Source organism: Agromyces sp. CCNWLW203 (assembly GCF_036576125.1).
Taxonomy (GTDB): Bacteria; Actinomycetota; Actinomycetes; order Actinomycetales; family Microbacteriaceae; genus Agromyces.
Genome location: NZ_JAZHYX010000001.1, coordinates 163964 through 184684, shown reverse-complemented (window position 1 = coordinate 184684; position 20721 = coordinate 163964). Strand labels below are relative to the sequence as shown.

Below are 20721 nucleotides of genomic sequence, written 5' to 3'. Positions count from 1 at the left end.
CGGGATCGACCTGAGTCAGGCGGGGTCGATCCGCAGCACGGTCTGCGATTCGCCGACGGTGAGGTCGTCGACGACACGGATGCCGCGGGCGAGCTCGTCGACGGCGCCGATCACGGTGCCGAACCGCTCACGGTCGCTGCACACGGCGGTGACGCTCACGAAGTGCGTGCCGAGATCCCAGGTGTAGGTCGCGAACGGCGGGCGACCGCCCTCTGGCAGCGGCATCGCGAGCTTCTCGCCGACGCCGAGGTAGTCGCCGCGGAACTCCTCGGTGTCGTCGTACTCGATCGGCATCGATGCCCGCGCCATCCGCATCTGGGGTGTCGCCTCCTGCACCTGCGCCATGACGACGAGCAGTTCGGGGTCGGCCTTCCAGACCCACACGAGCACGCGGCCCGCGGCCTTGCGCATCAGGAACGGAACGGCCTGGCTCATCGCCCACGCGCTGAAGCCGCTGCCGGCGCCGCCCGGCGCGGCCCCCGGCCCCTTGGCCTGCGACAGCAGCATCCGGATCGCCGCCTTGCGGTGCCGACGCCCGCGGAATCCGAGGGAGTCCGTAATGGGCATCCACTTGGAGAGGTCGGGCTCGGCATGAAGTCGGGGCACGCCCCAAGCCTACGAGGCGCAGGCCTACGAGTCGCGGGCCTACGAGTCGCAGTCCTCGCTCGACGTCGCGGCCACCGACGGCGGCAGCACGGTGAGCAGTGCCTTGACGACTTTGAAGAACTCCACGCCGGTGCCGCCGTCGCCGTTGCCGATGAGGGCGAACACGGCGCCGGAGCCCTCGAAGTACTGCACGTGCGCACCGTAGCCCGGCTCGGCGCCGCTGTGGTTGAGATCGAGGAGGCATCCGGTCGCCGGGTCGACGTGCACGCTCACGCCGAGCCCGTAGCCGTATCCCGCGTCGCTCGTGCCCGGGGCGCGATCGTCGATGCGCGCGGCCAGCATCTCGGGTGTGAGCCCGAATCCCTCGCCGAGCGCGAGCCCCCACGTGTGGAGGTCGTCGATCGTGGAGAGCATGGCACCGGCCGCCCAGCCCTCGTGGTTGGTCCAGTCGGTGGTGTCGGTTGGTTGGGGCAGCAGCGGGCAGAACTCGGAGTAGCCGCGGTTGAACGGCTCGGCCAGCACGGCATCGGGCGCGAAGCGGCTTCGGGTCATGCCGAGCGGCTCCATGAGGTGCTCGTCGATCAGCGTGCCGAGGTCGGTGCCGGTGGCGTGCTCGAGGATGCGCCCGAGCAGGAAGGTGTTGTACCCCGAGTAGGTGAAGCCCTCGCCGGGCCCGTAGGCCTCGCGCGGTGTCGCCGCACCGATCGCGATCACCTCGTCGGGCGTGATCGGCGAGTGCGGATCCGCGCAGATCCGGTCCATCTGCGCTTCGCCAGGAGGGCCGATGCCGCTCGACATGTTCATGAGCATGCGCACGGTGATCTCGTTCGCGAGCGGAAAGTCTGGGTACCACTCGTCGACCGTGTCGTCGAGCGTGAGGCCGGTCTCGCCGCCGCCGATGACCTGCAGGGCGACCGTGCCGACGACGGTCTTGGTGATGCTCCCGATCTTCGACTGGTTCGCGCGGTCCATCGCAACGTCCCCGTCGAGATCCGAGACGCCGCGGGCCGAGACCCACTCCTCCTGCCCCGGCACCCACAGGCCGACGATGACACCGGGCATTCCGGATGCCGCGAAGCCCTCGTCGAGGGCCGCCTCGAGTTGCCCGCGCAGTTCAGGATCGAGGGTGGTCGTGGCGGCGGTCGGCGGCGGGGCGTCGTTCGGCGCGGCACCGAGGCATCCGCTCAGTGAGGTGACGGTGAGCGTCGCGATCGCGACGGCCAGCCATTTCGATGTCCGCATGATCGGATCCGTCCTCATCCCCATGGGGCCTCGCACCGGTGGGGCGAGACGACGAGCAGCGGGCGCAGCAGCGCGCCGACCGCTTTCGAGACCTCCGCGGTCGCATCGCCGGTGCCGCCGTCGCCGTTGCCGAGCACGGCGAAGACAGCTTGGGTCGATGGGTAGAAGGCGACGTTCGATCCGTAGCCGGGCTCGGCGCCGGCGTGGGAGACGCTCAAGACGCAGCCGGTGGCGACGTCGAGCTCGAGGCCCGCGCCGAGGCCGTACGCGTTCCTCCCCGGTCCGGGGATCACCGCGACATCCGTATATCTTGCGGCCTGCAGTTCGCTGGTGACGCCGGCGCCATCGCCGAGTGCTTCGCCCCAGGTGCGCAGGTCGTCGAGCGTCGACACCATGCCGCCGCCCGCCCAGCTCTCGCCGTTCGACCAGTCGACGGTGTCGGCCGGCTCCCCGAGCTCGGGGCAGAAGTCGGAGTAACCGTGGGTCAGCGGTGCGGTGACCTGACCGTCGGGGGCGAACCGGCTCCGTTCCATGCCGAACGGCTCCGTGATGCGGTCGTGGACGAGCGTGCCGAGCGCGTCACCGGTGACCTGTTCGAGGATGCCGCCGAGCAGGAAGTAGTTCGTGTTGGCGTATTCGAATCCCGCGCCGGGAGCGAAGTCGGCGCGGGGCGTCGCCGCACCGACCGCGATGAGCTCGTCGGGTGTCGGCACGGCGTGCGGGGCGCTGCAGATGCGGTCGACCTGCGCCCGCCCGGCCTCGCCGGTGCCGCTCGAGTGGTTCAGCAGCATGCGCACCGTGATGTTCGTCGCCTCGGGGAACTCGGGGTACCACCGGTCGAGCGTGTCGTCGAGGCTCACGCCGAACTCGGGCTCGCCGATCACCTGCAGCATGACGGTCGAGACGATCGTCTTGGTGATGCTGCCGATCTTCTGCTGGTTGCCGCGCGCCATCGGCTCGTCGGTCTCGACGTCGGCGACGCCGCGCATCGACACCCATTCCTCCTCGCCGGGGATCCACACCCCGACGATCACCCCCGGCATTCCGGATGCCGCGAAACCCTCGTCGAGTGCCGTCTCGAGTTGTTCGCGCAGCCCTGAGTCCAGCCGAGCGGGGAGCGGAGGGTCATCGATCTCCGGGGCGCAGCCGCTCAGCACGAGCGCGGTGACGGCTGCGGCTGTGGCTGCCGCCCACTTGGAGTTCCGCATGGCCGGCCCCCTGCCGTCGCGCATGACGCGGTTCGAGAGCGAGTGCCCCCACCCGCGACATTACGCCGCGGGGAGGCGCCGATGCGGGTCGGCGGTGCCCCATTTCAGGGGTGGAGGATTCACGGGTGGTGGCGGGTTCAGGGGTGGTCGGCTCGTGCGTCGCCGCGAAGGGGCGTTCGCGATGAAGACCCCGCCGACGAGCACGAGCCCTCCGACGGTCTCCCACAGGTTCGGGACCTGCCCGAGCAGCAGGGCCGCCGAGGCCATCGCCACGACGGGTGCGAGGAGCACCCACGGCACCACCGACGCCGAGCGGTTGCGTGCGAGCAGGGCGTTGAAGATCGCGTAGCCCACGAGGGTGCAGAGGCCTGCCGTGTACAGCGTCGAGACGATCGGGCGCCAGCCGAAGGCCGCGATCCCTGCGGAGATCGCATCGGGCCCCTCGATCATCATCGACAGGCCGAAGGCCGGCAGCGGCACGACGAGCGACGACCACACCGTCAGCGACAGGGCGCCGAGTCGCCTCGCGGGCGCCACCGGGCCCGCCTTGCGCGAGATGACGTTGCCGATCGCCCACGAGAACGCGGCGAGCAGGCACAGCACGACGGCGAGGGCCGGCGCGTCGCCGCCGCGGCCGAAGGCCACGACGCCGAGTCCGACGGTGCCCACGAGCACGCCGATCGTCTGCAGGCGGGTGGGGCGCTCGCGCAGGGCGAGCGCCGCGACCACGATCGTCAGCACGACCTGGGCCTGGAGCAGCAGAGCCGCGATGCCGGGCTGCAGCCCGAGGGCCATCGAGGTGTAGAGCAGGCCGAATTGGCCCAGGCACATGAAGAGCCCGACCCCGACGACGGTCTTCCAGCTCGCGAGCGGACGCGGCACGATGAGCGCCGCGAGCGCGACCACGCCGAAGCGCACGGCCACGAAGAACAGCGGCGGGATGCCCTCCATGCCCCAGTCGATCACGACGAAGTTGAAGCCCCACAGGGTGGCCACGGCGGCGGCCAGCAGCATGTCGCGTCTCGTCATGGTTCAACAATCGCCCGAGGCATCCGGAAACACCAGCGATCATTTCTCTGCCTGATTCGGTAGCATCGCTGCATGATCGATCTCGAAGCCGTGGTCGCGCTGCGAGCGGTGGCCACGAACGGAAGCGTCGCAGCGGCGGCGGACTCGCTCGGCTTCACGCCGTCGGCCGTATCGCAGCAGATCAAGCGCCTCGAACGCGGCACCCGCATCGCCCTGCTCGAGCGGGTGGGCCGCGGCGTCGTGCTGACGGATGCCGGGCGCCACCTCGTGACTTCCTCGACGACCGTGCTCGCCGACCTCGAGCGCATCGAGGCCGACCTGCACCTCGCCGGCGGCGGGCCCGGCGGTGCCGGTGACGGGGGTGCCACGCGCCGCGTCACCGGCGAGGTGCGCATCGGTGCGTTCTCGACCGCGGTGCGCGGCATCCTCGTCGACGTGCTGCCGCACCTGCGCGACGAGCATCCCGAACTGCGGGTGCCGCTCCGCGAGAGCGAGCCGTGGGAGACCATCGCGCTCGTCGCGTCGGGTCAGCGCGACCTCGGCATCGTGCACCGCTGGGGCGGGGTCGCGCTCGCGATGCCCGATCACCTCGTCGAAACGCCCCTGTTCACGGATGTCGCGGACGTGATCCTGCGCCGTGAGCACCCGCTCGCGGGCCGCGCCGAGCTGAGCCCGACCGATCTCGCCGATCAGGCGTGGATCGCGACCTTCGACTCGACGATCTGCCGGCAGTGGCTGCGCCGGCTGTTCGACGGCGTCTCGAACGCGCCGCGCATCGTGCACGAGTCGATGGAGTTCGAGAACCACCTCGAGCTCGTGCGCGCGGGCCTCGGCGTCGCACTCGTGCCGCGCATGGGCCGGCCGCCGCTGCATCCCGACCTCGTCGCCATCCCGACCGTGCGGCCCGCGTCGACCCGCGGCGTCTCGGCGGTGCACCGCCTCAGCCAGGCCGACTCGCCCGCGTTGCAGACGGTGCTCGACGCGATCCGACGGTCCGTCGCAGAGAGCACCCGTGCAGAGAGCGGTCCCGCCATAGAGTGAGCCCAGCACTCGCTTGATCGAATGGGGACGACATGCCGAGCAACATCCGCACTGCCTTCTTGACCCTCGCCGTCGGTGCGCTCGTTGCCGGCTCCGCCGGCTGCGCGAGTCCGTCGAGTGACGCGTCGTCGTCGGAGACACCCGCCGCCGAGGCATCCGATGGCCGTCTCGTCGTCGTCGAAGACGGGCTCGGCGATGAGCTCGGCGAGCAACTTGCGGCCGCTGCGACCGAAGCCTTCGCCGGCATCAGTGCGCCCGGTGCCGTGATCGGGGTGCGAACGCCGGAGGGCACGTGGTCTGCGACGATCGGCTTCGAGGATTGGGACGAGACCGTGCCGATGGCGGCCGACGTCAACCACCGCGTCGGCAGCGTCACCAAGACGTTCACCGTCACTGCGCTCATGCAGCTCGCCGAGCAGGGCGATCTCTCGCTCGACGACCCGATCGAGAAGTACGTGCCGGGCATGCCGAACGGCGACGCGACGCTCTACGAACTCGGCGCCATGCGCAGCGGCATCCCCTCGTACACGTTCAACACCGAGTTCGAGCAGAAGCTGTTCAGCGACCCGGACTTCGTCTGGACGCCCGAGGCCCTCGTCGACATCGTTCGGGGCGAAGAGCCGATGTTCGCGCCGGGCACGAAGACCTTCTACTCGAACACCAATACCGTGCTGCTCGGCATGGTCATCGAGCAGGTCACGGGCGAGCCCATCGAAGACGTGCTGCAGGAGCAGATCTTCGAACCGCTCGGCCTCGACGGCACGATCTTCCCGACGGATGCCTCGTTCCCCGAGCCGCACGCGCAGGGGTACACGCTGCAGGGCGTCGACGACGGGGTACCCGTCGAGACCACCGACTGGAACCCGTCGTGGGGCTGGACGGCGGGCGCCATGATCTCCGACCTCGACGACCTGCTCACCTGGAGCGAGGTGCTGGCCACCGGCGACGGGATCCTCGCACCCGAGTGGCAGCAGCAGCGCATCGACTCGTTCGACTTCTCGCTGCGCGTGTACGTCGACGCCGACACGGATGCGCCGCAGAGCCCGGCTCGCGCCTACGGCCTCGGCATGGGCCTGGCACTCGGCTGGTACGGCCATGACGGCACGCTGCCCGGCTTCAACACGGTGCTGCAGCATCACCTCGAGTCGGGCACCACGCTCATCGTGATGGCCAACAGCGACATCAAGTCGGGAGAGTGCCCCGAGAGCGTTGGCACCATCGCCGGGGGTCGCACCGCCGGTGCGTGCAGCGATCCGGCCGTCTTCATCGGCAACGCGCTCGCCGACGTCGTGGGGCATCCGCTCGTCGAGGGGTGACACGCTCGCCGCTGAGCCGCCGGGCACAGCGATGTCGCCAGCGTTCGTCAGACTCCGAAGTCCGGTCGCGGCGGTGCCTTCGGCGTCTTGGGAAGACCGACCTGCAGAATCCGCTCGACCATGCGCACCGCGCGATCAGGCAGGAGGTCGGACGGGTAGTAGGACTCGTAGAGCGTCTCGGCGTCGTCGAGCGTTGTGACATCGCAGATTGCCAGGAGGTTCGCGATGTCGCGATCGTCGCGCCCGGGGCGGTTCGCTCGGAGTTTCATCACGAGCATCGCCTCGGCTGACGCCACCTGGATGACGACCGTGCCATCGTCGTGCAGCGTGTGCCATTCGGTCGCGGACGTTCCGTAGTCGGGGATGAAGCCCGACGCCTGCGCGTTGAGCCAGTCTTCGGGCCAACCGTTCACGGCGGCGATCGCCTTGCCCGCGGCGATCACCCGTTCGGCGTCGCCGATCGGCCTGGCGTCGATGTCGACCGTCGACTCGCGATCGAAGTAGCGCAGCGCGAGTGCGGCGCCGCCGATGATGCGCACGCCGGTCGGACCGTCGGACTCGCGGAGCTTCGCGATCAGTTGCCGGAGGCCGTCGATCAGGCCGTCGCGGTCGAATCGGGTGGTCACACGCTCACCAGCGTGTCCGCATCGATGAGCACGCCGCGTCGCAGGAACTCGGGCGGAACCCGGTGCAGCTCGGGCGTGAGCGTGTACGGGCCTTCACCGACCGCCCACCGTCGGCGCAGTGAACGTGCCGGGCTGTTCGCCCAGTCGGGAATAGGAAGGCCCTCGGCAACCAGGTGGTGCGCCACGAGCGCGGCGATCGCGGCATCCCACTGCTTGCTTCCCGTGGTTTCGGGCTCCGAGATCGTGAGCGCGAAACGCACAGCTCCGTGCTCCGCGAGCAGATTGTCACTGAGCTGGATGAATCGCCGCAGCGCACGGTCTTCACGACCATGGAGCACTGCGAAGCGGATGTCGGCGGCGACGGCCGCGGCGTCGTCGCGAACGCTCGGCACGGCGATGAGGCGATGCCCGGTCGCTCGGAGCGCTCGCTCGACCGCGTCGTACGACGGGTTCTGATGGCCTCGTTCGATCAGCGAGAGGTGCGATTGCGACAGCTCGGCACGGCGCCCGAGTGCGCCCTGCGTCAGACGACGGCTCTTGCGTGCCGTTCGGATCAAGCTACCTGCGCTCATCGATTTCACCTCCCAGTATTCGATCCATCTCATAATACGCCTGACTCTATCGGAGCGTCCAGGGGTCAAACTCTGCTCCTGAGAACTTCTTCGCGCCCGGGTGTCACACCCACGCGACATCCGGTGTCTTCATGTCGACGGATCATCCGGGAACCGAATCCCGGGCCGTCGACGCACAGGAGGACATGATGACCACCACCCAGACCCGCATTCAGCCGACCGAGCTCACCGGAGTCTTCGGACGGGTCGTGAAGGTCGCCGCGAAGCGCATGATCGGCCGGGTTCCCGACTCGATGGGCGTGCTCGCGCACCACCCCGCGCTCATGCGGGCATCGATGGGCATGGGCCGCAAGATCGAGGCGCTCGACGAGCTCGACGAGAACCTCGCGAGCTTCGCGGTGATGGCGACGGCGGCGTACATCGGGTGCAGCTGGTGCCTCGATTTCAACTACTACAAGACGCGCAACGAGGGCCTCGACGATGAGAAGGCGCGGCAGGTGCCGGTCTGGCGCGAGGCATCCGTCTTCACGCCGCTCGAACGGCAGGTCATGGAGTACGCGGAGGCGATGAGCCAGACCCCGCCCGCCGTGACCGACGAGCTGTCGGCGTCGCTCCTCGAGGCGCTCGGCCCGGCCGCGCTCATCGAGCTGACCGCCAAGGTCGCGTTCATGAACATGAGCTCGCGCATGAACGTCGCGCTCGGCATCCATTCCGAGGGCTATGCGGATGCCTGCGAGATGCCGCCGCTCGCCACACGGGCGGATGTCGCGGCATCCGTTGTAGGTTCGACAGCATGACCGACGATCCGTTCGTCACCCACCGCGGCCTGCTCTTCACCGTCGCGTACGAGATGCTCGGCTCGGCGGCCGATGCGGAGGACGTGCTGCAGGAGTCCTGGCTTCGGTGGAGCCAGGTCGACCGCAGCGAGGTGCTCGATGCGCGCGCGTACCTCGTGCGCATCGTCACCCGGCAGGCGCTGAACCAGTTGCGCACGATGTCGCGGCGGCGCGAGACGTACGTGGGGGAGTGGCTGCCCGAGCCGCTGCTCACGACTCCGGATGTCGCGGACGACGTCGAGCTCGCCGAGAGCGTGTCGATCGCGATGCTGACCGTGCTCGAGACGCTCGGCCCGACCGAGCGCGCGGTGTTCGTGCTGCGCGAGGTGTTCGACGTGCCGTACGACGAGATCGCGGCGGCGGTCGACAAGTCGCCGGCGGCGGTGCGGCAGATCGCCCACCGGGCGAAGGAGCACGTCGCCGCCCGTCGCCCCCGTGTGGCCGTCGACCGCGCCGAGCAGGAGGCGGTCGTCGCGAGGTTTCTCACGGCGGTCAACTCGGGCGACCTGCAGGGTCTGATGGACGTGCTCGCGCCCGACGTGGTCTCCGTCGCCGACGGCGGCGGACTCGTGAAGGGTGCCGCGCGCCGGCCGATCCAGGGTGCCGACAAGATCGCGCGCTACCTGCTCGGCGGTCTCGCGAAGCTCGGGCTGCCGTTCGAGGCGCGGCCGACGTGGGTGAACGGGCATCCCGCGATCCGCGGCGAGGTCGACGGCGAACTCGCGGGTGCGATCTGCTTCGAGGTCGAGGGCGGGCGCATCACGCGGATCTTCTCGATCGCCAACCCGAACAAGCTCGGGCGGATGGACGAGGCGGCGCAGCTGGTGCGGTGACGCCGTGGTCGTCCGGCGGCCGACCGGCGGTCGACGGCGAAGAGGGCCTCCGCGACGCGCGCTCGATGCGGCCGGAGCATCCGTTCACGACCGCGCCGTGTGGTTGACGGCGGGCGTGCCAGTCGAGGTGTAGCGGCCGCGTCGCTACCCGACCTCGTCGGCCGCAGCGAGTCGCTGCGCCTGCGTCGCCAGCGCACGGGAGAGTGCGGTGACCTCGTCGCCGAGGCCCGTCCAGTCGTCGGCCGCCTCGCCGAGGTAGCCGGCCCGTGCGCGCTCGAGCAGGGCCCGTTCGCCGGGCTCCAATTCGGCCGCCACGGATGCCGCGGCGACATCCTTCGGCACGATCTCACCGGTGCGCAGCGTCGTGACGATACGGGCGAAGGCGAGCAGCGTGTTGCGTTCGTCGCCCTCGATCTCCTCGAGGATGTCGGGAATGCTCGCGAGCATCGCTTGGCGCAGTTCGGCGGGCGGCACCGGGTCGACGACCTCGGCGAGCGGTCGGCCGCGCAGCACCCGGTGCGCGGTGTGCGCCGTCGCGAGCAGGATCGGCACGTCGGGGTCGATCGTCGGCTCGAGCGACAGGCCGTCTCGGATGTCTCGGCGCAACCATTCGCCGAACTGCAGATCGTGGGCGGCGGGCTCCGGCCAGCGGCGATCATCGCCGATGACGACGAACGTCACCTCGAGCGGTCGGCCACGGCTGCCGTCGGACAGCGTGAGTACGTGCCTCGACCCGCCCGAGGCGTCGAGCAGCACGCCCGTCAGCGCCTCGCGTTCGTCGGGGGTGAGTGAGCGGCGCGCCACGACGAGGACGTCGAGGTCACTGTCAGGGCGGAGACCGCCAGCGACGGCCGAGCCGTAGAGGTAGACGCCGATGATCTCGCCGGGGTCGGCCTCGTCGAGGTGGCCGAGCACGGGTGCGAGCTGCTCCTCCATGCCGCCACGCTAGCAAGGCAGCCCGACGCGACCGTGTCAGGAATTCGCGGCTGAGTGTCGCTGCGGCCTCTGTGGCGTGGCGTCCGCTCCCGCCACAGTGGTCGGATGAGCGAAATCACGATGACGGGTTCGATGAACGACACCACACAGACGAGCGTGCTGCGGGCCGCCGTCGAGGTCGACGGCGAGCGCGCCAGCTACCTGACCGCAGGGCACGACGGCCGGGTCGTGCTGCTGCTGCACGGAACGTATTGGAGCCGGGTCTGGCTTCCCGTGCTCGGCCGCCTCGCCGAGGCGGGGCTGCGGCCGATCGCCGTCGATCTTCCTGGTCTGGGGCGCTCGGGCGGCGAGCTCGACCTGCAGACCGCCACGGTTCCCGCCCTGGCCGACTGGGTGGTGCGCTTCGCGTCGGCCATGAACCTCTCGGGCCCGATCGCCCTGGTCGGCCACGACATCGGCGGTGCCGTCGCCCAGCACCTCGTCGCGCACGACCGGTTGGAGGTGAACCGGCTGGTTCTGGCGAACTCGGTCACCTTCGACTCCTGGCCTGTGGCCGGGGTGGCCCGCTTCCGCGACCCGCAGGTCATCGCGACCGTCGGCGCCGAGGAGCTGCTTGCTGCCCGCCGCGAGGCTGTGACGGCGGCGCTCGCCGGGGCTGCGACGGAGGCGCTGATCACGGAGTACCTCGACCCGTGGACCGATGCGCGGGTGCGCCGCTCCTGGATGGCCCTGGCCGGCGCGGCCGACAACCGCTACACCCGTGAACTCGTTCCCGCGCTGGCGCAATCGACGACGCCGAAGCTGCTGATCTGGGGCGAAGACGACGGCTTCCAGAAGCTCGAGTACGCCGAGCGGTTCGCGTCGGAGATTCCGCACACCACGCTCGTGACCATTCCCGACGCGGGGCACATCCCGATGGAGAACGCTCCGGGCGACGTCGCCCGGGCGCTGGTCGAGTTCCTCACGTAGCCCGGAGGTGATCGCCGGTTACGAGCGCTTGGCGTAGTCGTTCATCCCCTGCCAGTCGATGACGACGCATGCCTCGTCTCCCACCGTCCACGCGTCGTGGCCCGGCGGGATGACCATGATGTCGTCGGCGCCGAACTCGTTCTCTTCGCCGTCGTCCATGACGACCTTCATTCGGCCGGAGAGGACGTAGCCCGTGTGAGCGAACTGGCAGCTGTCGGTCTTCGCGATCGGCTTGACGTGCTTCGACCACTGCCAGCCGGGTTCGAAGGTGGCCCTGCCGACGGCGCCGGCCTCGACATCGACGAGCTCGAGTTTGCCCTTGCCGTCCTCGAACGGGCGTGTCTCTTCGGGTTGGTTCAGGCTCTTGCGGATCATGGCGGACATGGGGGCTCCTTCGCACCATTATTGAGTTAACCTCACTATGACAGTGGGCCCAGCGGCCGTCAACGAATCGCCGCATTGCGGCGAGCCCGGCCGCGTACGGCCATCTCGACGTCGAGGATCGTATCGATACGTCACCCTACGGATGAGAGGCGATCCATGGATCTTCCGCCCGGGCAGCGTGCCGTTCGCGGATTCCCCAGATTCGGCATCGACCGGGTGAGTCCGCCACCGAGAGCGCCCGAGGGCATGAACGTCGAGGTGAGCGGGCAGCTCGCTCGCCGTGTCTCCCTCGACCTGGACGAGTTGGCCCGACTGCCTCACCGCGAGGTCGACGCCGACTTCCACTGCGTTGCCGGCTGGTCGGCGATCGCGCTGCGATGGGAGGGCGTGTTGTTCCGCGACTTCTACCAGCTGGTCATCGAGCCCGCGCTCGCCGAGGGCGCGAGGGTGGAATACCTCGTCTTCGTCGGACTCGACGACTACCGTTCGATCGTGACGCTCGAGGACGCGCTCGCCGACGACGTGCTGATCGCCGACCGGCTCGACGGCAAGCCCCTTCCTCCGGAGCACGGCGCGCCAGTGCGGCTCGTGAGCCCCCGTCAGTACGGCTACATCAGCACCAAGCACCTCTGCCGAATCGAGCTGTACCGATCCGAGCCTGTCGGCTATTACCACCCGTGGAAGCCGGTGCAACGAGCATTGAGTGCGGTTCGACCTCACCGGCGCGCGAGGGTCGCACATGAGGAGCGCCGACGCCATCTGCCGTCGTGGCTGACGCGGCAGGTCTACCGGTTGGTCGTGAAGCTGCCGGCTCCGCCGCTGAAGTAGCAGGGCAGCTCCTCCGGCACGGATGCAGCGGACTGCGCGGCATCCGTCACGGCCTATTCGTCGATGATGGTGACGTCGATTCCCAGTGATCCGAGTGCATAGGAGGGGTGTCATGCAGTGGTGTCGCCGACGCGGCCTCCGTCAAGCAATCGCGATGTGAATGCGGCGATGTCTTCGCGCACCTGCGGGTGTGCTCTCGGATCGGGCTGTTCGACGTCGACGACCAGCGCGATCTGCTCGAGCGTCGGGCGCACGAGTTCTGCCGCAGTGGGCGACCAAGCGGCGAGGTGCGTTTCGAGATCGGCGAGGGTGAGGTCGGCGTGCCGGTAGACGCCGTTCACGGCGAACGCCATGCGGCCGTCGTTCGGCTGGTGGCGCAACGGCACCGTGTCGTACGCGGGCGCCAACGTGGCAGCAGCGTCGAACGGATGCAGCAGCGCGAGGTTCTTCGCGTGCAGGTCGACGTTGCCGATGGCGACGGCGAGCACGACCGTCTTGGCAAGGCGCTCGATGGAATCTGCCTCGGCGTGCATCCGCACCAGCGCGTGGATGCGGTCGAGCGTCACGCCGCCGCCCTGCTCCTGGTACTTCTGCGATCGCGGAACCCCGAGCGCCTGGCACATGTCCTCCTGGTGGACGCGGCCGGTCGGGGCGTCGACCGCTCGGTCGTAGCGTTCGATGACGAGGGTCGGAACATCGTCGAAGTCGTCGAGCCACGTGTCGTAGCTCGCGAGACCGAGCGCTCGGGCGATGCGCGCGCCGTACTCTTCGTCGAAGATCATCGTCGGATGCCTGGCGACCTCGGGCTTCAGAATGTGGGTCGACGGAAACCCGTCGTGCACGCGAAGCCAGTGGTTGTCGATGAGGGCGAGCACGATCTTCGGCTGCACGCCGTTCAGCGAGGTCTTGCCGGTCGCGAGGTCGTTGCCGAGCGGGAGCGCCACCGGGCTTCGCAGGAGCCGCCCGATCTCGGCTCGATCGACACGCGTGGTGTACGGAGTGCGCGGCTCGCCGGGTGCATCGGCATCGTAGATCTGGAGTGCACCCGCGACATCGCGACCGTAGCGGGCGAGCAGGCCGAGCACGTCGAACTCGGGTAATCGGGCCTGCGTGGCGAGGTCGGCGAGCAGGTCGCCCTCGGGGAGCAGCTCCGCGAAGAAGTTTCGCCGCCGGGCGATGTGCGACCGATTGCCGAACGGCACCAGCGGAATGGATGTCGATATCAGGGTGCTGCCGAGACCGAGTCGGCGGACGGCCGTGCTGTCGGCCTCGAAGTCGTATCGCCGCCAGCCGGCGCCGGTGAGTCGTCCGATCGGCTCACCGTAGAGTTCCACCACGAGTTCAGGCATCGTCGCCGCCTGGCTTCGGCACGTCGAGTTCTGCGTAGAGGCGCACGCCGGTGGCATCGAGCATCGCGAACAGTCGCTCGGTGAGCTTGCCCGGCTTGCCCGCCTCCATCTCGGAGACCCAACGCTGCGTGAGTCCCAGTTCGGCAGCCAACTCACGCTGGCTCAGGCCGCGCGCGCGCCGGCCCTGTTGCAGCATGAGGCCGAGCGACTCGGCGTTGGGCACGCGTCCGCGGTACTTCATGCGTTGCCTCCTCATTACAAATATGTAATGAGGCTACCGAACTACGTTTTCGTAGTCAACGAGGGTGACTACGTTTTCGTATTTGAATCAGGCTCGGCCCAGAAGTCGAGCACCCCATTCGGTGAACGAGCGAGGCGGACGGAAAGTTGGGGAGTCGCGTCGCGTTTCGGTCACATTCCGGCTACTCCTCGATAACGTCTTGCGCGAGGTGATGACCCGAGTGCCGGACACTGGCAGTATCCGATCATGGGTGTTCGAGCAGCCCGCTCCCGGGCGATCTTGTGTGCGGCGCTCGCGGTGAGTGCAGGTTTCTCCCTGACCGGCTGCGTTGGCGGCGTAGTGCTCGACGCCTGTCCGGCGATCGGCTATGGGTACAACGGTCCGGCCGTGGTTGAGTTCGAACCCGCATCACCGGGGTCAGCGGTGGTGACGGCATGCTTCGGTGCGGAGTGCGAGCCTGCCGAAGTCGATCAGGTCCGTGGTGAGTGGGCCGTGCCGCAGGAAGCGCCGTATCTGGGGCCGGACGTATACGGCGACGGTTCCGCACAGACGTTGCGACTCGTCGTGACCGATGGCACTCGCACCCTGGTCGACGACGAGTTCGAGATTCCCGTGACTGTGGAACGCACTGGGATATTCGGCCAGTGCACCGGGCCCTTCCGATACGAGCCGGTGCACGTTTCGCTCGGAGACTGAGCCCTGCGCTCACCGGCTGACCCGCAGTTCATGCGCACCTGAGCCCCACGATGCGTCGATCACTTCGCCGACAATTGTCGTGCGCGATCGGTACCCGCCACCCGACGAGTCCCGAGAAGGATGAGCGCGGCCAGCAGGCCGAGAAGCGCGCAACCGACGGCGACGAGCAATGCGCTCTGGAACCCCTGGGTCATCGCCGTGGCTGGACCGACCCCGCCCGTTTCGAGCACCGTCGCGGTGCGTGAGGCAGCGACCGTCGACAGCACGGCCAAGCCCAATGCTCCGCCGATCGTGAAGAAGGTGTCGGCGATGCCGGCGGCAAGGCCGGACTCTCCGTCGCGTACGCCCGAGAGGGCTGCGACCTGTGCGCCGACGAAGGCGGCTCCAAGGCCGGTGCCGAAGACCAGCAGCCCGAGGAACACGTTGCGGAAGAGCCCGCCGTCGACGGCCAGCTGGGTCAGCAGAAGGCTCCCTGCCGCGATGAGCGCCATCCCCGTCGCAGCGACCGGCCGGAACCCGCGCTTCGTAACGACGAACTGTCCCGCGAATGAGCCGACGACCGACATCACCGTCATGACCGCCGTCATCAGGCCGAACTGCACGGCCGAGGCGCCGAGCACCCGCTGTGCGTAGAGCGTCAGGATGAACAGCACGCCGTCAACCGTCATGCCCGCCACCAGCAGCACGATGTTGCCGCCGACGAGGCGACGGGAGCGGAAGATGCGCAACGGCACCAGAGGTGCTCTCGAACGCTTCTCGATGACGAGAAAGACCGCCATCAGCGCAGCCGAGGCGGCGAAGACGACCCACGTGCGTGGGCTCGCCCAGCCGGTGGCCGGCGCCTCGGTGATTCCATAGACGATCAAGACGAGTGCCAGGGTGACGGTCACCGCGCCGGCCACGTCGAAGGTGCGGGGGAGGGCCGGGTTGCGACTCTCACGGATCAAGACCCGGCACAGCACCAGCAGCGTGATGCCGATCGGCACGTTGATGAAGAAGATCCACTCCCATCCCCAATGGGCGGTGATCGGGCCGCCGAGCAGGAGGCCCGCTGTTCCGCCGACCCCGCCGATGCCGCCCCAGATTCCCAACGCCCGGTTCCGGTCGGGGCCTTCGGCGAACGTGACCAGCACGAGCGACAGCGCGGTCGGGGCCATGATGGCCGCGCCGGCACCTTGCGCTACACGGAACGCGAGCAGTGCCTCAGCTGACCACGCCAGCCCGCAGAGCAGTGAAGCGGCAGCGAACAGGGCGATGCCGATCATGAAGATGCGTCGTCGGCCGAGCAGGTCGGCCAGGCGGCCGCCGAAGAGGAGGAGGCCGCCGAACGTCAGGAGATAGGTGCTCAGCACCCACTGGACGCTGGCCTCCGTGAACCCCAATTGCGCTTGGATCTGCGGCACGGCGACATACACGATCGTGCCGTCGAGGATCACGACGAAGAACGCACTGCCGAGCACGGCCAGGAGGAGCCATCTTCGTGGATCCGGCGCCGCCGGGTCGGCCGCAGGTGTGAGTGCACTGATCGGGTTGCCCATGATGTGTCACCTCGATGTTGCTCGTTGGTGCGACTTTACAACTCATGAGTTAGTAATAACAACTTAAAGGTTGCTTTGTGCTCCTAACGCGTAGGCTGGGTGAATGGTTGGACAACGCACATACGACGACGGCTGCGGTATCGCCCGCGCGCTCGACATCGTCGGAGAGCGGTGGGCGCTCCTCGTGATTCGAGAGCTCCTGCTCGGCCCGAAGCGCTTCACCGACCTGCGGACCGGCCTGCCGGGGGTCAGCGCGAACATCCTGTCGCAGCGCCTGCGCGAACTCGAAGCATCCGGGGTGATCCTGCGCCGTCAACTGGAGCCGCCCGCCGGCTCCTCGGTCTATGAGCTGACGGATCGTGGCCGTGGCCTCGAGCACGTCATCGTCGACCTCGGGCGCTGGGGCGTGCAGAACACCCCATCGCAGCCCGACGCGTCCATCGGGGTCGACTCGGTGATCCTCTCCCTGCGAGCGCTCTTCGATCCGAAGGCAGCAGGCGACCTCCGCGCCGAGTACGAGCTGCGGCTCGACGGGTATCGGTTCAGGGCGGTGGTCGACGACGGCCGGATCGACCTGGCCCGCGGCGCTGCCGAACATGCCGACGCCGTCCTCGAGGCCACGCCCCGCCAACTGGACTCGCTGGTCTCGGGCGAAGTTTCGGTGACTGAACTGGTGCATTCCGGCGAGCTCACCGTCGAGGGTGACCTTGCCGCGGTCGAACGCTTCGCAGGGCTCTTCTCGGAGAGCTGATCAGCGCGACAGAAGAGGCCGGGCTTCAGCGACTGACCCGCAGATCCCTCCACCCGAACCCGCCGGCCTCAGGCGAACTCGCCCGAATCTGCTCCGCCGTGAACATGCGCCGCGGCCGCAGGTCGTCGGGCACGGATGCCGCGGGCGGCGAGGCATCCGTCACACCCTCGGCGAGCATGCGCACCTGGGCCTTCGCGACGAGCGGCACCTTCATGGTCCACTCGGTCACCTGCGCGAGCGCGTACTGCGCCCACACCGGCCACGGCACCACGACCACGCGGCGTCCGAGAACGGATGCCACGCGCCGCGCGACCTTCGACAGCAGGAGCTGCTCGGCGCCGACGACCGCGACGGTCTCACGCGGCATCCGCCCGTCGATCGCGGCAGCGAGGATGTCGGTGAGGTCGTCGATCTGGATGGGCCGGATGGGCTTCTCGCGGAAGCCGACCGTCGCGAATACCGGCAGGGTCTGCACGGTGTGGCTGAGGTGGTCGATGAGGTGATCGCCGCGTCCGTAGATCATGCCGGCCTTGAGGATCGTGTAGTCGAGGCTCGAGTCGCGGATCAGCTCTTCGGCCGCCCATTTCGACTCGTGGTACGGCGATCCGCAGTCGGGCCGCGCCCGCAGGAAGCTCAGCATGATGACCTTGCGCACCCCGGCGCGCTTGGCCGCCTCGATCACGGTCGCGGTGCCCTCGATGTGCACCCGCTGGTACGTCTGGTCGCCGATCTCGCGGTTGATGCCCGCGCAGTGCGCGACGACCTCGCACCCCTCGAACGCTCGCGTCAGCGCGTCGACGTCACTGGTGTCGACGCCGGTGCGGCGAGAGATGACGACGGATGCCTCGGGCCCGAGCCGTTCGGCCAGGTGGCGCCCGACGAACCCGGTGCCGCCGGTGATCGCGGTGCGCGGGTGGGGCATATGGCGAGTCTAGGTTGCGTTCGGGCGTGTCTCTGAAGATGAAGCCTTGGGCGACAGCGACGGTGGGGCAGGAGACAATCACGTCGCAAGGATTCATCGGCAAACCAAGGGGGATATGTCAATGGCGTTTGCTATTCGAGGTAAGCGGCTGGCAGCGGTGCCAACCGGCGCTCTGACATCTGCCTTCATTCTCTCCATCGTGATCGTGTGCATCACGGCTGTGATGCTTGGCGCGTCAATTGTGGCGGGCATTGGCGTTGCAACAAGTGGAGCCTCGAAGCTCTGGGTTGACATCGCCACTATGGTCGTGACGCTCGCATATGTTGCGCTGGAGATCTCATTCCTGATCGTCTTGTTCGGGGCCGTACTGGTGGTGAATTCGATCAGCGTGTTCGATACCGAGCGCTTCGAAAAGAGACAGGTTCGGGCGCTGCTGCGATCGCACACGGGCCGATGGGCGCTGCTGTGGTCTGTCGCGGTTGTCGCGGTCATCTCGACGGCATCTGTCGAGTTTTCAGGCGGGTATGTTGTCTGGCTTCTCATCCAGGGTGCTCTGGTCGCCGCTGGAGTCATGGCTTGCGTTGGACTGCGACGAATCCGCAGTTCGAGCAAGCAGCCGCTTCTTGCTGGCCTGACGCCCGAGCAGCAGGACCTCGTGGTCGTCAAGCCTCGAGCATCGCCCATGTGGAACGAGCCCCTCGTGATCCAAATCCTCGAAGCAGACGAGGCACGGAACTATGCCCATGTTGCACGGCAGAAGGCGAAGAGTCTGCAGATGTTCGGCCTGGGGATCTTCATCGTTGCAAGCGCCTTCATCGCCAACTCCGTGCAACTGATGTGGGAACTGCCCTCGGAGCGGTGGACAGGCCTCTTGCCGGCCGCCGTCATTCTCGCCGCGCTCGCTGGATGGGCACTTCAGGAGTCAGCGAAGCGATACAGCGTGCTCGCGGAGCGATACGAACTCAGGGCTGTCGAACTTGAAACCCCGATCCCGCCGTCGCGGTGGTGGGTGCGGCTTCGCGCGGCGAGGAAGTGAGACGGAGTGACAAGCCTCTGCTCATAGGCTGGCCATCATGAGCTTCCGAGCGGTGCTATTCGATTGGCGAGGCACTCTCGTGACGACCCGATCGGTGGGTGAATGGGTTGCCGATGGCCTCCGCCGTTCTGAACGCCACCCCGATGAGCGGGGGTGTTGACCGGGTGATGGGCTTGGTCGTCGGCGGCGCAGCCTGAGTTCAGTCGCTTGTCGTCGAGTTCAGTCGCAACTGAACATTGATGTATGGGTGGCCGCGGCGGCCGTCGATCATGCTGGCCTGGCGGATCGTCTAGTGAGACCCGAGTCGCGGATCAGCTCCTGATCTGCCCATTTCGACTCTTGGTACGCGGACCCGCAGTCGGTTCGCGCCCATAGGAAGCTCAGCATGATTGCATCTACAGATGCTCTCAATGGCTCGGCAGTCTGGCGACGGCATGTGCGCGGGCATCTAATCACCCGACAACGCGTCTTGACGCTCGCTCCGTTCAGCCATTAACACTTCATGGCCACCTTCGTAGCCGACACACGTCGCTTGCGTGTCCGCACCGATACCGAGTTGAAAGCGAATCTCCTGGGCAGCGGCTTGAGGCATCGTCATATCGGGCCAGGTCGCGTAGTAGGCCGTCTGGTAGTCCGGCGCGTTCACCATGATGCTTAGAGTGCCGAGTGATGCAACGTCCGAGTCTCGCAATGTGGAGATGTGCGCGGCAATCGCCTCAGGCCACAGGAAGTAATCGTCCTCGAGTAGCTCCGCCTGGGTCTGGAACAATGTCATGTTTGCTTGCGCGGCGGCCTTGACGCCAGCCGGGTCTGGCGAGCCCCCGTTGAGAAACTCGTCCTCGCTGGCTTTGAATGCGGCAGTGAGTGCCGCGGATGCCGCGTTACCGGGGCAGACAATATTCAGGTATCGCTCTGCGGCCTCTTCTTCTGTGAGCTGTACTGGCCCGGGGTCGACTGTTGCTGTGGGTTCCGCCGACGGCGAGGCCTCGTTGCGGTCGGCCGGCGCATCGCCCTGTGTGGGGCCGGAGCATGCGGACAGCGTAAGCAGGAATGTGGCCGTTAGGGCAATTGAAGTGACTCGTTGCTTGTTCATCGCTGGCCGATCTCACGGATTCGTTGCAGCGGGTTCCTCCCCACCAGTCTCCACTGTGGACCCGATGACGCGACGACGGGTCCAATTTCCTTGCCGTGTGCCTCGGACTGGGGTGGGCGCTCGTTGCGTATGATTTGGCACCGTCGTCGTCGATCGGGATGGGCCGGATGGGCTTCTCGCGGAAGCCGACCGTCGCGAATACCGGCAGGGTCTGCACGGTGTGGCTGAGGTGGTCGATGAGGTGGTCGCCGCGTCCGTAGATCATGCCGGCCTTGAGGATCGTGTAGTCGAGGCTCGAGTCGCGGATCAGCTCTTCGGCCGCCCATTTCGACTCGTGGTACGGCGATCCGCAGTCGGGCCGCGCCCGCAGGAAGCTCAGCATGATGACCTTGCGCACCCCGGCGCGCTTGGCCGCCTCGATCACGTTCGCGGTGCCCTCGATGTGCACCCGCTGGTAAGTCTGGTCGCCGATCTCGCGGTTGATGCCCGCGCAGTGCGCGACGACCTCGCACCCCTCGAACGCTCGCGTCAGCGCGTCGACGTCACTGGTGTCGACGCCGGTGCGGCGAGAGATGATGACGGATGCCTCGGGCCCGAGCCGTTCGGCCAGGTGGCGCCCGACGAACCCGGTGCCGCCGGTGATCGCGGTGCGGGACGAAAGGAGCATGC

Annotated in this window: 23 protein-coding genes; 9 read left to right on the top strand and 14 right to left on the bottom strand. The window is 68.0% G+C overall.

Going from position 1 to position 20721, the window contains the following annotated elements; translation table 11 throughout:
• Window positions 1-15 precede the first annotated feature (15 nt).
• From VPH61_RS00850 to VPH61_RS00835, 4 genes are read right to left on the bottom strand one after another with little or no spacing between them, the layout of a single operon-like run.
• Window positions 16-606, bottom strand: a complete 591-nt coding sequence (locus tag VPH61_RS00850; RefSeq protein WP_332061626.1) for a hypothetical protein — start codon at window positions 604-606, stop codon at window positions 16-18.
• Window positions 607-645: 39 nt separating this feature from the next.
• Complete coding sequence (locus tag VPH61_RS00845) at window positions 646-1848, bottom strand: serine hydrolase domain-containing protein (RefSeq protein WP_332061625.1); 1203 nt, start codon at window positions 1846-1848, stop codon at window positions 646-648.
• 14 nt (window positions 1849-1862) lie between these two features.
• The gene (locus VPH61_RS00840) at window positions 1863-3056 is read right to left on the bottom strand and encodes a serine hydrolase domain-containing protein (RefSeq protein ID WP_332061624.1); all 1194 of its coding nucleotides are present in this window, start codon (window positions 3054-3056) and stop codon (window positions 1863-1865) included.
• 60 nt (window positions 3057-3116) lie between these two features.
• Window positions 3117-4085, bottom strand: a complete 969-nt coding sequence (locus tag VPH61_RS00835; RefSeq protein WP_332061623.1) for an EamA family transporter — start codon at window positions 4083-4085, stop codon at window positions 3117-3119.
• Window positions 4086-4157: 72 nt separating this feature from the next.
• Between VPH61_RS00835 and VPH61_RS00830 the strand changes: the two genes are divergently transcribed.
• Both VPH61_RS00830 and VPH61_RS00825 read left to right on the top strand, forming a co-directional pair.
• On the top strand, window positions 4158-5126 hold the full coding sequence (locus tag VPH61_RS00830) for a LysR family transcriptional regulator (RefSeq protein WP_332061622.1): 969 nt from the start codon (window positions 4158-4160) through the stop codon (window positions 5124-5126).
• A gap of 32 nt (window positions 5127-5158) precedes the next feature.
• Window positions 5159-6442 carry a serine hydrolase domain-containing protein gene (locus tag VPH61_RS00825; RefSeq protein WP_332061621.1) on the top strand — a complete coding sequence of 428 codons (1284 nt, stop codon included), beginning with the start codon at window positions 5159-5161 and terminating at the stop codon, window positions 6440-6442.
• 47 nt (window positions 6443-6489) lie between these two features.
• Here the strand turns inward: VPH61_RS00825 and VPH61_RS00820 are convergent, their stop codons facing one another.
• Entirely contained in the window at window positions 6490-7068 is a 579-nt protein-coding gene (locus tag VPH61_RS00820) for a DUF6036 family nucleotidyltransferase (protein ID WP_332061620.1), read from the bottom strand.
• Window positions 7065-7640 (bottom strand): helix-turn-helix domain-containing protein, encoded by a 576-nt coding sequence (locus VPH61_RS00815; RefSeq protein ID WP_332061619.1) that lies wholly within the window; start codon window positions 7638-7640, stop codon window positions 7065-7067. The genes VPH61_RS00820 and VPH61_RS00815 overlap by 4 nt, the downstream gene beginning before the upstream one ends.
• Window positions 7641-7828: 188 nt before the next feature.
• Between VPH61_RS00815 and VPH61_RS00810 the strand changes: the two genes are divergently transcribed.
• Together VPH61_RS00810 and VPH61_RS00805 are read left to right on the top strand one after the other, a co-directional pair.
• Window positions 7829-8437 (top strand): carboxymuconolactone decarboxylase family protein, encoded by a 609-nt coding sequence (locus VPH61_RS00810; protein WP_332061618.1) that lies wholly within the window; start codon window positions 7829-7831, stop codon window positions 8435-8437.
• Window positions 8434-9309, top strand: coding sequence for an RNA polymerase sigma-70 factor (locus VPH61_RS00805; protein ID WP_332061617.1), 876 nt, complete (start codon window positions 8434-8436; stop codon window positions 9307-9309). The genes VPH61_RS00810 and VPH61_RS00805 overlap by 4 nt, the downstream gene beginning before the upstream one ends.
• Window positions 9310-9453: 144 nt before the next feature.
• Here VPH61_RS00805 and VPH61_RS00800 read toward each other — a convergent pair whose 3' ends face one another.
• Complete coding sequence (locus VPH61_RS00800) at window positions 9454-10245, bottom strand: aminoglycoside adenylyltransferase domain-containing protein (RefSeq protein ID WP_332061616.1); 792 nt, start codon at window positions 10243-10245, stop codon at window positions 9454-9456.
• A 105-nt stretch (window positions 10246-10350) separates the two neighbouring features.
• Between VPH61_RS00800 and VPH61_RS00795 the strand changes: the two genes are divergently transcribed.
• Entirely contained in the window at window positions 10351-11214 is an 864-nt protein-coding gene (locus VPH61_RS00795) for an alpha/beta fold hydrolase (protein ID WP_332061615.1), read from the top strand.
• A gap of 18 nt (window positions 11215-11232) precedes the next feature.
• Here the strand turns inward: VPH61_RS00795 and VPH61_RS00790 are convergent, their stop codons facing one another.
• Window positions 11233-11598: a cupin domain-containing protein gene (locus VPH61_RS00790; protein ID WP_332061614.1), complete on the bottom strand. Its 366-nt coding sequence runs from the start codon at window positions 11596-11598 to the stop codon at window positions 11233-11235.
• 156 nt (window positions 11599-11754) lie between these two features.
• On the opposite strand from VPH61_RS00790, the gene VPH61_RS00785 reads away from it, so the two are divergent.
• On the top strand, window positions 11755-12426 hold the full coding sequence (locus tag VPH61_RS00785; protein WP_332061613.1) for a molybdopterin-dependent oxidoreductase: 672 nt from the start codon (window positions 11755-11757) through the stop codon (window positions 12424-12426).
• Between the two features lie 110 nt (window positions 12427-12536).
• Here VPH61_RS00785 and VPH61_RS00780 read toward each other — a convergent pair whose 3' ends face one another.
• Both VPH61_RS00780 and VPH61_RS00775 read right to left on the bottom strand, forming a co-directional pair.
• Window positions 12537-13775, bottom strand: a complete 1239-nt coding sequence (locus tag VPH61_RS00780; protein ID WP_332061612.1) for a HipA domain-containing protein — start codon at window positions 13773-13775, stop codon at window positions 12537-12539.
• The gene (locus VPH61_RS00775) at window positions 13768-14016 is read right to left on the bottom strand and encodes a helix-turn-helix domain-containing protein (protein ID WP_332061611.1); all 249 of its coding nucleotides are present in this window, start codon (window positions 14014-14016) and stop codon (window positions 13768-13770) included. The genes VPH61_RS00780 and VPH61_RS00775 overlap by 8 nt, the downstream gene beginning before the upstream one ends.
• A 246-nt stretch (window positions 14017-14262) precedes the next feature.
• Here VPH61_RS00775 and VPH61_RS00770 point away from each other — a divergent pair, with 246 nt between their 5' ends.
• A complete protein-coding gene (locus VPH61_RS00770; protein WP_332061610.1) occupies window positions 14263-14712 on the top strand; it encodes a hypothetical protein in 450 nt (149 codons plus the stop codon).
• Between the two features lie 59 nt (window positions 14713-14771).
• On the opposite strand, the gene VPH61_RS00765 is transcribed toward VPH61_RS00770, so the two are convergent.
• A complete protein-coding gene (locus tag VPH61_RS00765; RefSeq protein WP_332061609.1) occupies window positions 14772-16250 on the bottom strand; it encodes a DHA2 family efflux MFS transporter permease subunit in 1479 nt (492 codons plus the stop codon).
• 103 nt (window positions 16251-16353) lie between these two features.
• Between VPH61_RS00765 and VPH61_RS00760 the strand changes: the two genes are divergently transcribed.
• Entirely contained in the window at window positions 16354-17001 is a 648-nt protein-coding gene (locus tag VPH61_RS00760) for a winged helix-turn-helix transcriptional regulator (protein WP_332061608.1), read from the top strand.
• 25 nt (window positions 17002-17026) lie between these two features.
• Here VPH61_RS00760 and VPH61_RS00755 read toward each other — a convergent pair whose 3' ends face one another.
• Window positions 17027-17923 carry an SDR family oxidoreductase gene (locus VPH61_RS00755; RefSeq protein ID WP_332061607.1) on the bottom strand — a complete coding sequence of 299 codons (897 nt, stop codon included), beginning with the start codon at window positions 17921-17923 and terminating at the stop codon, window positions 17027-17029.
• 46 nt (window positions 17924-17969) lie between these two features.
• Here VPH61_RS00755 and VPH61_RS00750 point away from each other — a divergent pair, with 46 nt between their 5' ends.
• Window positions 17970-18959, top strand: a complete 990-nt coding sequence (locus tag VPH61_RS00750) for a hypothetical protein (protein ID WP_332061606.1) — start codon at window positions 17970-17972, stop codon at window positions 18957-18959.
• 448 nt (window positions 18960-19407) lie between these two features.
• Here VPH61_RS00750 and VPH61_RS00745 read toward each other — a convergent pair whose 3' ends face one another.
• Complete coding sequence (locus VPH61_RS00745) at window positions 19408-19734, bottom strand: hypothetical protein (protein ID WP_332061605.1); 327 nt, start codon at window positions 19732-19734, stop codon at window positions 19408-19410.
• Window positions 19735-19840: 106 nt separating this feature from the next.
• Window positions 19841-20719 carry an SDR family oxidoreductase gene (locus tag VPH61_RS00740; RefSeq protein ID WP_332061604.1) on the bottom strand — a complete coding sequence of 293 codons (879 nt, stop codon included), beginning with the start codon at window positions 20717-20719 and terminating at the stop codon, window positions 19841-19843.
• Window positions 20720-20721 lie beyond the last annotated feature (2 nt).